This is a genomic window from Streptococcus sp. HMSC078D09, assembly GCF_001813675.1.
Lineage (GTDB): Bacteria > Bacillota > Bacilli > Lactobacillales > Streptococcaceae > Streptococcus.
The window spans coordinates 580859-592017 of sequence record NZ_KV813675.1 but is presented as its reverse complement, the minus strand read 5'-3'; the positions used below and the strand labels follow the sequence as shown (position 1 = coordinate 592017).

10 protein-coding genes and 1 pseudogene are annotated in these 11159 nt (G+C 35.8%); 2 read left to right on the top strand and 9 right to left on the bottom strand.

The window, feature by feature from the left end; all coding sequences use genetic code 11:
• Positions 1-282: 282 nt before the first annotated feature.
• The 8 genes and pseudogenes from HMPREF2926_RS08055 to HMPREF2926_RS08020 form a co-directional block, all read right to left on the bottom strand.
• A complete protein-coding gene (locus HMPREF2926_RS08055; RefSeq protein ID WP_070587249.1) occupies positions 283-879 on the bottom strand; it encodes a response regulator transcription factor in 597 nt (198 codons plus the stop codon).
• A complete protein-coding gene (locus HMPREF2926_RS08050; RefSeq protein WP_070587247.1) occupies positions 860-2434 on the bottom strand; it encodes a sensor histidine kinase in 1575 nt (524 codons plus the stop codon). Before HMPREF2926_RS08050 ends, HMPREF2926_RS08055 begins: the two co-directional genes overlap by 20 nt.
• A gap of 80 nt (positions 2435-2514) precedes the next feature.
• Positions 2515-4530 (bottom strand): FtsX-like permease family protein, encoded by a 2016-nt coding sequence (locus HMPREF2926_RS08045; protein WP_070587246.1) that lies wholly within the window; start codon positions 4528-4530, stop codon positions 2515-2517.
• Positions 4531-4542: 12 nt separating this feature from the next.
• Positions 4543-5277, bottom strand: a complete 735-nt coding sequence (locus HMPREF2926_RS08040; protein WP_083307812.1) for an ABC transporter ATP-binding protein — start codon at positions 5275-5277, stop codon at positions 4543-4545.
• Between the two features lie 269 nt (positions 5278-5546).
• Positions 5547-5624 (bottom strand): annotated as a pseudogene (locus tag HMPREF2926_RS11450) (salivaricin M family lantibiotic); the annotation flags it as partial.
• A gap of 567 nt (positions 5625-6191) precedes the next feature.
• Positions 6192-6920 (bottom strand): ABC transporter permease, encoded by a 729-nt coding sequence (locus HMPREF2926_RS08030; protein ID WP_006149384.1) that lies wholly within the window; start codon positions 6918-6920, stop codon positions 6192-6194.
• Positions 6917-7666, bottom strand: a complete 750-nt coding sequence (locus HMPREF2926_RS08025; protein ID WP_070587241.1) for an ABC transporter permease — start codon at positions 7664-7666, stop codon at positions 6917-6919. The genes HMPREF2926_RS08030 and HMPREF2926_RS08025 overlap by 4 nt, the downstream gene beginning before the upstream one ends.
• Before the next feature lie 5 nt (positions 7667-7671).
• Positions 7672-8583: an ABC transporter ATP-binding protein gene (locus HMPREF2926_RS08020; protein ID WP_083307939.1), complete on the bottom strand. Its 912-nt coding sequence runs from the start codon at positions 8581-8583 to the stop codon at positions 7672-7674.
• A 222-nt stretch (positions 8584-8805) separates the two neighbouring features.
• On the opposite strand from HMPREF2926_RS08020, the gene HMPREF2926_RS08015 reads away from it, so the two are divergent.
• The gene (locus tag HMPREF2926_RS08015; protein ID WP_070587240.1) at positions 8806-9504 is read left to right on the top strand and encodes a response regulator transcription factor; all 699 of its coding nucleotides are present in this window, start codon (positions 8806-8808) and stop codon (positions 9502-9504) included.
• Positions 9501-10871, top strand: coding sequence for a sensor histidine kinase (locus HMPREF2926_RS08010; RefSeq protein WP_070587238.1), 1371 nt, complete (start codon positions 9501-9503; stop codon positions 10869-10871). The genes HMPREF2926_RS08015 and HMPREF2926_RS08010 overlap by 4 nt, the downstream gene beginning before the upstream one ends.
• Positions 10872-10914: 43 nt before the next feature.
• On the opposite strand, the gene HMPREF2926_RS11350 is transcribed toward HMPREF2926_RS08010, so the two are convergent.
• Positions 10915-11019 carry a hypothetical protein gene (locus HMPREF2926_RS11350; RefSeq protein WP_256263026.1) on the bottom strand — a complete coding sequence of 35 codons (105 nt, stop codon included), beginning with the start codon at positions 11017-11019 and terminating at the stop codon, positions 10915-10917.
• Positions 11020-11159 lie beyond the last annotated feature (140 nt).

Below are 11159 nucleotides of genomic sequence, written 5' to 3'. Positions count from 1 at the left end.
ACATCTTAGACCTTCTTTCTATAAAAACTAAGTCAAGAATACCAGATAAAGCTTGAAAAAAGTATCACAGAAGTAAAAATGCCACCCGAAGGTGGCCAATATAACTTACAAAATTAGTAATCCGTCTGATAAATTTTTTTATACAAACCATTTTTCAGATATCATAGACATAATGATTTCCTCCTTAATTACTAATAGATTATCAAATTTACTGTTTATTAGAATGAGTAATATGTGCAATTTTTGTAAATAAATTAAAAAAGCTGCATCTTCTGCAACTTTTTAATCTGGTGGAAAATAGCCCAACTGCTCAGCGATGTGAATCGCCTCCTGCCTGTTAGTCACTCCCAATTTTGAAAAGATATTGGCCAAGTGATTGGAAACTGTACGTTTACTCACATAGACCTTGTCACAGACATCATCAATGGTCAAGCCATTTCTAACCAGTTCTAGTATCTCGATTTCTCGTGGTGTTAGCACCTCTACCATCACTTCATCTGAAAAGACCTTACCACCTAAATAAATCTTTTCCAGTTTTTTCACCAACTCATCTGGGTCCACACTTTTGTCAAGAAAGCCATAAGCCCCCATAACTTTAGCTCGGTGTTCATACATTTTTTTACTGTAACCTGTCAAAATCACAACCTTACTAGAACAACCATTATCGATAATCTCTTGTGCCAAGGTCAGCCCATCATCTTGATACAGACTCGTCAGGTTGATGTCAATCAAAATAATGTCGTAGTCATTAAAAGCAATCTCCGAAATAGTCGAAAAATTATCCACTAACTGGACCTTTTTAACGTTTTCCGATAACTCTAAAATCATCTTGATACTTTGGCTAAATAATTTATGATCATCAATTAACAAAATTTTCATAACACAACTCCTTATCAATCGGGAGAGTAATTTCTACACGAAATCTCTTATTATTTTCAAAAATCTGCATTTGACCACCTAAAACACTAATTTTATTAGACATATTTTTCAAGCCATAACCTAAGGATTTTTCTGTTTGAAGGCAGTCATTTTCAGAAATGATAAAAATAGCGTCATCATGCACATCAATCTTCAAAGAAATCCTTCCACCACTAGCATACTTAACGGCATTGGTCGCCAACTCCTCAACCAGACGATAGGCAATTTTATCGTAAGGAGATAAAAGCCTAAAGTGGGCAGGAAACTGTGTGACTACTTCATTTTCTGCGTGATAGCGTTTGACAATCCGATTAATCAGCCCTTGATACTGGATGTCTAACTGCTCGTCTGTTTCTACCATTGGCTGATAATAATCCATCCGCTCACGAATCCGCTGAACCAACTCCTCTGTTACCAGATTGATCTGTTCACCAAAAACTTGATTACTACTATATTTATTGAAATTTTTTATTGCCATAACATTTTGCAGGATTTCATTGTGAAGAAATTCGGAGAACTGTTGTTCTGTATCTTCATTTGCCAGCAGATTTTTCACCATACGGTTACGCTTTAAAAAGAGAACTTTTACATAATCCCTAGAATCTAGCATTTCAGCAGAACGAAAGAGGCGAATTAATTCTTCCGAACAAATCCCGAACAATAGTAACATGATATTCAAGACCAAAAAGCTCGTGTTTAAATCTAGACGAAAGATGATGAAAATGCCTACTAACAAAAACATAACCAGTAAAAACAAGCGTGAAAAAGCTTTTATATAGGACAATTTTAACTCTGATACCTTTTTTTGAAAAGAGCTGATAATTGTTTTGAAGTGTAAAAAAGCTAAAATGCCAACAATTTCCAGATACCAGACTAGGTTCATCACTCCTGAGCCCGTCGTATTGATATACAAAAAGAAATAAGAAAGAGGCAATATCAAAGCTAATATCCACAAATTTCGTCTCTGATACTTGAGTTTACTTTTCAACTCTTTATGATATAAAATCAGTAAAATCAAGGGAACAAGGTTTAAAAAGAAAGACGCAAACAAGGACAGAAATAGAAAAATTGAAGGACTTAACAGATATGAACTAATGGTGATTAGTGTCAACACAAAGGACACACTCAACAGTTCTTCTCCTATTTTCTCTCCCAGAAAGATAATAGACAGAGAACTATACAGCAATAAAAAAGAGTTGAGCGGATGAAGAATATCAAAAAAGTGCAACAGGGTGCTCGCAACTCCTTGATTAAATATGGATTGCCAGCTAATGAGAAACATCATCAGGAGCAACCAAAGTTTCAACTCACTATACCGAAAGGTCACAATATTACAAATATAGCTAAATACAATTAAAGCAATAATCAGCAATAAAACCATCTGCAAGGAAAAATCTGTCGAAAAGTCCAGAGGGATCCTATGATAAATATAAATCATTAAAGCTAGATGATTCAAAATCGTCAACCACCACAATAAAAGTGAGTTTTTCGAGAACAATTTGACAAACTGTTTCATATGTATCTACTTCCTGAACTACTTTAATATTATTATAACACAATACCAGAATTGCAGGATAGGCAACTCTGGTATTTGACTTAATTTTCAATAATTTGCCAACTTACTCTGTAAGTCACTAGCAAGTAAAGGACAAAGAGTAAAACCGCTACTCCCAGATAGGTGATATCAATAGAAATGCTGGTATTAGCGAAATTCTCAAAATAGCCCAAAAGAGCGGTACTCAAGGCAAATGCTAGCGGACCTGCGATGACCAGCGGAACCAAGAAATAACTTAGAATCTGTTGCAAAAGAATAGAGCGATTTTGCTTCCTCTTATTCCCAAGAAGATATAAGATTTGATAATCATTGACACTATCCAAAGCACTTGTAGAAGTTTGAAGGGACAAGATACTGAGGGAAATAATGATAAAAATAACACTGACAAAAATCATGACAAAGACAATGACGCCCATAAATCCAAGATAAATCTCAAAAATTCTTCCTTTGGTTTGATAGGTGAACGGATTCAACTCTGCTCCATCACGAGTGAAGTAGTATTTTTCTATCCACTGACTTAAGAATGTTTCTACTTTCCGTTTGTCGATATTTTCTTTGAAATTGGCAACATAGGTCGTGTGGTCTTCCGTCAATCCAACTACTACCGTATCTGGTACAATTAAGGTTCCTGTATCATTTGTACCCACTGACGATAAAAAGTAAACTGTTTCAAGTGGTTTCGAAGAGGCAAGGTTGAGAGAATGACCGTTAATCATGAGGGTTTTGGTCGTTGATAGAAAGTCCTGGATCTGCTTGGCAGTTCCTTTATAGTTTGCATTGACCAGAAATTGGTTATCTGCCAAGTCAACCGCTTTTTCCCCTTGCAGTTTGCGGAGATGATTGTAGGCAGAAATTCCTAAAATCGGTACTTTTGATTCAGGAAGTTCCTTATCATGCGCCCAGAGATTGCTAGTATCAATCAAATCTTTATAGGTTAAATCACTAGAATAGATAGGATAGCTGTACTCCTCTTTGATAAGGTTAAAGTCAAATCCATCTGCTTTCAATCTGTCTTTGACAGATTCCTGAGAAAACTGGAACTCTTGACCACGATAAAGATTGACAGTTACATCATAAGGTGAGTATTTGTTCAGCTCTCGGTTCATAGTCGTATAGGCACTACCACTAAAAACTAGTAAGCTGAGAGCCAGTGTCAAGGTCAAGGATAAGACAGCCAACGTTACCGAATTACTATCAGCTTGTTTTGAAAATTGACGAATTTTAAAACTGTTTAGTTTGTTATAGTAGGTTTGAGGCAGTTTTCTAAGGGAAACCAAGATAAAATGGCTCAAGGTATTGTAAAATAAAATCACAAAAATCACGAAGACAGATACCAGCAAGATACCCCAGCTTTTCAAGAATGATAGATGGTGATAGTCTGAAAAATAGAGAGCACCAAAACCGATAACAGCTGTCGAAAGAATAAAGAGAAGTGCTTGAAGAACTGGCTTGCCTTTTGCCAAGACAGATTTCTTGACCCCATTTTCTTGAATGAGTGCAATGATATTTTGCTTTCTAAAGGTAAGAATGTCCATGACACCAACAATAAAACTGGTTACCAAATAGGAATAAACTAGTAAGATGACAGACTTGCTATCAAAAAAAAACAGACTACCAAAGTAATTGGCCATAAAAAACTCAGATGCAACCTTAGATAGAATGACCAGTAAAATCAAGCCAAGCAAGAAACCTAGAATCAAGGAAAAGATATTGACCAGCATGGTTTCAAAGAACAGGGTACGGATAATCTGCTTCTTCTTCATTCCCAGCGTTGCATAAAGTCCCAGCTCTTTCTTACGACGTCCCAGGACAAAGTTTGTGGAATAAACGACGAGAAAGGCAATCGCCGATAGAATCAGATAGGAAAGCAAGCCCATGTACTGACTCATCACCGTCGTCAACATTTCCTTTGCCCCTGATAAACTTTGCATCACTGGATGGCTTGGTAAAGCATTAAAAGCATAGAGCAAGCTATAAATCAAGGTTAGACTGAAAAAGTAGATGGTGTAAGTCTGTAAATTTCGAAATACATTTCGTAAAATTAATTTTGGATACATACTCTCTTCCTCCTATCTGGTACGGCTGTAAATCTCTTGCAAATACTGTTCATTAGATAAGCTGTTACGTTCCAAATCATCCATAATCTTTCCATCGCTAAGTAGCACCATCCGTGAAGAGTACTTGGCTGCGGCAGGGTCATGCGTAACCAGTAAAATGGTAATACCAAAACTTTTATTGATTTCCTGCAAAAGTGCCATCAGTTTTTCAGAATTGGCAGAGTCCAAGGCTCCTGTCGGCTCATCTGCGATAATCAGTTTAGAATCATCAATCAAGGCTCTAGCAGTTGCCACACGTTGTCGCTGGCCACCTGATAACTGATTAGGAAACTTATCTTTTAAGTTTTGAATGGCCAACTTATCCAAAATTTCCTCAATCTTATACTGATGTTTTTTGATATTTTTCCCCTGAATTTGAAGAGGTAGAATGATATTTTCATAGACCGTCAAGGTTTCCACCAAGTTGTAGGCTTGGAAAATATAGGAAATGTTTTTAGCACGATAGTCAGCTAGTTCATTTTCCTTGGCATGGATGATGTCAAAATCTTCAAATCGAATCTCACCTGATGTTGGTTTATCAATCGTTGAAATACAGTTGAGGAGTGTTGTTTTTCCACTACCACTGGCACCCATAATTGCCAGAAATTCACCTTTTTCAACGGACAAGTTCACATCTAATAAAGCATGAACGATATTATCCCCTTGACCAAATGTTTTCGTTAATCCTGTCACAATAAGCTGTTTCATCATTTCATTCCTCCGTTTCTTTATTACTCTCTCATTATACGGTTTCTTTCAAGGTTTTCCATGAGTATTTTGTGCAGTATATTCAAGTTATAAAAAACCGATACCTTTTTCAGGTATCGGTCGATGTTGATTATTTGCGATCGTTTCTTTTTTTCATAAAGTAAACAATCCCTATGACAATAACTCCTAAGACCAGTACAGGTGCATAGAATTCTAGTGTTCCAATAATTCCTTCCATTTTATCCTCCTATCAAAAAATAGAGGTAGTTTTATCCACAGCGCACGTTTGGCGAAGTACATTCATAAGAATATGTAAACCACCAACCACAGCGACCTTGTACTGTTAATCTAACAGTCGTACGTCACCCAGCAGTATATTTAATATTTAACTCTTGGCTATTAATTTCATAATCCAAAGAATCAATCTCAAAATGGTCTTGTTTCATTTGTATTTCTCCTCGTAAATATAACACCAAATCAAAGTGTTGTCAATGTTTTGTAATAAAACTCAAGAATTTTCCTTTTGTTTTATCTAACAACAAACATTATTTCTCGTATACTCATAGGAACAGGTGAAACACAATCCACAGCGACCTGCTAGTGTCATTTTAAAAGCTATGCACCACTAGCTCCTGATTTCCCGGAAAGTTCTTGGTTTTCAACCTCGAAACTTAGAGAATCAATCTCTGGACGACTTGTATTTTTAGACATAAGGTTGCCTCCTTCCTTCTTTTAGATGATCATCATTACAGTAACTAGTATAAACTCTAGTATTGGCTAAGTAATGAGTAAATCGTGCAAGTTTCTTATTTTCGAGAAAAATTTTTATAGTGCCCAATTAAAAAGTAGGTCAAGCATACCAGATAAAGCTTGGAGCTTTTATCACAAGAAAAAGACTCCGAAGAGTCTTCGCATTACTTATGCAATTCTTTATTACTCAATGTATGAAAAATCCCCCACAGAAGAATATTTACAATGATAAACAGCAATATTTCCACTAAATTAAAGTCTATCAAATTCCGTGACCGCATTGCCACCATAGCTTGGGAGTAGGGATAGATTAAAGATAATTTATCAGATACAAAAATCATCATAAATCCTACGAAAGTACCAATAGAACCAATTCCCACAGATTTACTAAATACACGAGTTTTAGCTGTCACAAAAAACTGTACTGCCATCATACTAATTGTTCCAAAAATCCCCAATAAATCCCACTTAAGGTAGGTGAACAAATTAGAAATTTCTAAATGAATTAGGTGAGCACTGACATAAAAAATACCAAACAAGAACAACTGTAAAACAGCAATAAACAAGATAATTACTATTTCTTTTGCCAACAATAATTTCCCAAGACTGACATTATTAGCTCTGAGAAATTCAATATTTTTCCTATCAAACTCTTTTCCTAACATCATGGCTACATAAATGCTGACCAAAATCGGAAAGAAAAGCTGGCTATAATAGAAGGTCAATTGTCCCCATAAAACAGGCACTTTTTCACTTTCTGCAACCATAGAATAAGCTGCACCTAAGTAAATCCCAAGACCAATCAGGCTACAAAAAGCTAAGAAGAAAATACCAATCATCAACATGGAAAATTTTTGGGTTTTCCGCCATTCTACTGATAGATAAGACATCATAGCTTGCCTCCTTTCTTTTCAACTAGATAGAGAGATAAGAAGAGATAGATTAGGGCTATTGGCAAATATGTAAAGAGTTTAAATCCTAGGTTTGTCGCCAAAACATAACTCACTTGACTGGCGACTTTCTGGTAATCCACCAGAGACAGATATGCTATACCACCAAATGGGAAAATCAGCTGTAGAAAAGCTGTTGCATGACCAAATCCAACTCCAAGAAATCCTCCGAAAATCCCTAATGCCATTATCAATGCCTGCTTTTTCAGTAAAAACTGCAAAGTCAAAAACAGACAGGTTAAGACAAAAGATGCTAGCAAGAAAATGACGATTTGCCAGAGGATTAGGCTAACAGGCATTTCTAGACCAGAAAAGTTTGCAATCAACTGGACTACTACTCCCTCCAAAATAGCGAGAAAGGTCAAAACGAACATAGTCAGGGCTAGCTTACTCAGAAAGATATGCCGTAGATTTTCACCATTTGCCAAAAGCAGTTTGAAAGTGTTGCCCTCCTTCTCGTTCTTGACAATCCGGGATACAAAGAGAGCGACCACGATAGGGAGAATCAAGCCATTTACTTCTTTTATCATATAGAAAATTAGGTTAATCTGGTGCATGGCTGGATTACTTAGGTAACGTGTAGCGGCTGCAATTGCCCAAGCAAATCCGACTCCCATAACTAGTATGCTAATGAAGAAGGATTTGGTTCGTTTTGCCTTGAGCAATTCAATAGACAAATTATTCAACATAAGACTCACTCCTTGGTTAAGCTGAGGAAGATAGATTCCAAGGTTTCTTGTTCTTGCTTCACTTCATAAATTGGAACTTCCTCGACTATTAAATCTCGTAACAAACTAGAAATCTGCTGGTCGGCAAGGTTAGTCAGCTTGAGTTTATCCTCATGTATTTCTAACATCTTGCACGGATAACCAAATAACACTTGGCTAATGGCTTCACGTCGACCTCTAAAATCCCCACGCACTTCCAGCCATTTATTGGACTGAATTTTACGAATTTCTCCCTCGTAAACGAGTTGACCATGATTGATAATCCCTACACGGTCAGCGATATGCTCTACTTCAGAAAGGATATGGGTAGAGATGAAGACAGTAATGCCCTGTTCTTTTGCCAACTTGATAATCAGTTCCCGAATTTCATGAATCCCTGCTGGGTCTAGCCCGTTGGTTGGCTCATCCAGTATCAACAAACGCGGTTTCTTGACTAAGGCAAAGGCTAAAGCCAAACGCTGTTTCATACCCAGAGAATAATCTTTAATCAATTTTTTCTTGTTTTTAGGTTGATCTAACCCAACAATTTTCAAGGTTTCCTGAATATTTTTCTTTTCAAATCCAAGGATTTTTTGGAAAACCAAGAGATTTTCATAGCCTGTCAAATTAGGATAATAAGACGGTTCTTCAATCATAGAGCCAATCTGATTAAGATACTGCTTGTCCGTACCTATGGATTGACCGAACACTTCAATATCCCCAGCTGTACGAGAAATCAAAGACAAAATCATCTTCATGGTGGTTGTTTTCCCAGCTCCATTTGGACCTAGAAAACCATAAATCTCACCTTGTTGAACTGATAAGGAACTGAGGTTAACTACCTGAGTGTCCTTAAATCCCTTTTGTAAGTTTTTTATCTGTAAAACATTACTAATCATTATGAACTTCCTCCTCAACGAGATTCATTTGTTGTTTAGCCATTTGGAAATACCTCACTGATTAAAATTTATTTGAGAAGTATATCTATCTAGGTTATGTCTTTATTATAGACATGCTAGATTAATTTTAAACTAAGCTAACCTTAATTTTACATTAAGATTAAAGTATCTTGCTTTTTTCACTCTTTTAAATGGTATAATATAGATAAGCGAGGTAAGATTATGAATTTCGAACAACAGCTCCTGAATAAGCACATCCTTATCATTGATGACGATAAAATTTTAAACTCTTCCATAAGAGATATTCTCACTGCCTACGGATTTTCCAATCTAACATCAGCCTATGATATAGAATCTAGTTTGGACGTGATTGAAACAGAGCAATTCGACCTTTTTCTTTTGGACATTATGCTCCCCGATGGTGATGGCTACACATTAGCAAAACATATCCGAAAAAAAGGCGATACACCTATCCTCTTTCTGACTGCCAAAAATAATCCTGAAGATGAGGTAGCTGGTTTCAATGCTGGTGGTGATGATTATGTCATGAAACCCTTCATTCCAAAAAATCTTATCTATCGGATTATGGCTCTGCTCCGGAGAAGCTATAAATCAGAACAGGAAGCAATACAGATTGGACAGACTTTGGTGAGTTTTCGGAATGCAACAGTACAAAAAAATGGAGCAGAAATTTCTATTACGCCAATTGAAATTCAGATTTTGAAAAAACTTTACGATAATAAAAATTACATCGTTTCAACCGAATCTCTCTGTGATACGATTTGGGGAGTGGATAGCTTTGGTTATGAAAACACTTTGACTGTACATATTCGGAAAATTCGAGAAAAAATAGAAGAAAATCCTTCAAAACCTCAATATTTAAAGACAGCTAAAGGGCTGGGATATAAATTGTTATCATGATTATGAACCAAACCAAAATTTTAAGGTATTCACTAAAGAAATTTATCTTTTTTTCCATCATTATCTTTATTACCAATATTCTTCTAATTGCCAGTTTTGTTTTCTACATTAAGGAAAAGCAAACTGCTACTGAAACTGTGAAAATAATTTCTGAACACATTACCATCACAAAAAATAACGTCCACATACCTAGAAATGATATTTCTAGTCTAAAAGAACAAAAGTTATGGCTCATGGTATTGGATAAGCAGACTGGAAAACAAGTGTACGAACAGTATAAACCTACAGAAGTTCCTTCGCAATTTGACTATGGGGACATTCTACAGTTTTCTCGCTATTATCTTTCAGATTATCCTGTTTTTAGTCAGATAAAAGGTGGCTACATCATTGTTGTTGGTTTTCCAAAAGATAAAATTGCTCGTTATAGTTATAATTACTTAGATATAGATAGTATTCGCTTGATTCCACTAGTAGCATTTGGAGTATTGCTTTTCAACTGCCTTTATTTCGCTTTTCTTTACTACTATGGTGTGACGCATATCAATCGTAAAATTGCGCCTCTTGTAACTGCTATTCAGAATCTCCCGGATGGTCTGAAAAATCCAATAAATTCTATATCAGAACTAGAATATCTTACAACTGCAATTAATCAAACCGATACTCTACTCAAAGAGAATGAAGTCTTTAAAGAGCAATGGATTTCAGGTATTGCACACGATATCAAAACACCTCTTTCTGTCATCATTTCTAACGCGTCCTTGTTAAATGATTCTGAACTAGATACACAGTCTAAAAAACATATTCGCCCAATATTGACGGAATCCTATTACATCCAAAATATTTTAAATGATCTAAATATAGTAGCTCGCCTTTCATCCGGTCATCTTCAATTAAATCAGACTGAAACAAAAATTATCCCCTTCTTCAAAGACATTCTCATCCATATTTTAAATCAAGAAATCTGGAATGATTTTGAATTTGAATTTGATTACGATGATTCACTTGTTAATCAATCTATCATGATTGAGCAGTTTTTAATCACAAGAGTTATCCATAATATCATCTACAACTCTGTTTTACATAACGAAAAGGGTTGCACAATAAGAATCCACTTATTCAAAAAAGATACAAATGTAATTGTCGAAATCAAAGATAATGGACAGGGAGCTTCACCAGAAAAAATTGCTGAACTTAATGAATTATCTTTTAAAAACATTGATATTTCTAAAATTAGAACGACTGGAATTGGGCTAAAAATTTCAAAACAAATTGTTGATTTGCATCAGGGCTCTATTTCGTTTGCTAGTGTCCAAAATGAATTCTTTGAAAGTATCATTTCACTTCCGATTTTCAACATTACCAATTAGATAAAAAAATGGAGAAGAACCATTAGAGTTTTCTCCATTTTTTTCATCTTATCTTCCACTTATACCCTACCCAACCTGCTAAGACAAGCAAAGCAAGGTTAAAGAGGATGAAGAAGGTTGTAAAACCAAATAATCCATTCTGTGCCAAATCTTCCGTGTTGGAATTCTATCAATATTTTGGACACATTTTGGGAGGAAAATTTGAAGGCTAGCGCCTTTCGGTTGCTGGACCCCTTCTTCGACCAATTCTCTGTACTCTACAGGAGACTGGTCATTTAATTTTTGTTG

What these genes read in the sequence shown, in the direction of transcription:
- HMPREF2926_RS08010 (WP_070587238.1), top strand. Translation starts at nt 9,501, where the DNA reads ATGATTATGAACCAAACCAAAATTTTAAGGTATTCACTAAAGAAATTT.
- HMPREF2926_RS08015 (WP_070587240.1), top strand. Translation starts at nt 8,806, where the DNA reads ATGAATTTCGAACAACAGCTCCTGAATAAGCACATCCTTATCATTGAT.
- HMPREF2926_RS08020 (WP_083307939.1), bottom strand. Translation starts at nt 8,583, where the DNA reads ATGATTAGTAATGTTTTACAGATAAAAAACTTACAAAAGGGATTTAAG.
- HMPREF2926_RS08025 (WP_070587241.1), bottom strand. Translation starts at nt 7,666, where the DNA reads ATGTTGAATAATTTGTCTATTGAATTGCTCAAGGCAAAACGAACCAAA.
- HMPREF2926_RS08040 (WP_083307812.1), bottom strand. Translation starts at nt 5,277, where the DNA reads ATGAAACAGCTTATTGTGACAGGATTAACGAAAACATTTGGTCAAGGG.
- HMPREF2926_RS08050 (WP_070587247.1), bottom strand. Translation starts at nt 2,434, where the DNA reads ATGAAACAGTTTGTCAAATTGTTCTCGAAAAACTCACTTTTATTGTGG.
- HMPREF2926_RS08045 (WP_070587246.1), bottom strand. Translation starts at nt 4,530, where the DNA reads ATGTATCCAAAATTAATTTTACGAAATGTATTTCGAAATTTACAGACT.
- HMPREF2926_RS08030 (WP_006149384.1), bottom strand. Translation starts at nt 6,920, where the DNA reads ATGATGTCTTATCTATCAGTAGAATGGCGGAAAACCCAAAAATTTTCC.
- HMPREF2926_RS08055 (WP_070587249.1), bottom strand. Translation starts at nt 879, where the DNA reads ATGAAAATTTTGTTAATTGATGATCATAAATTATTTAGCCAAAGTATC.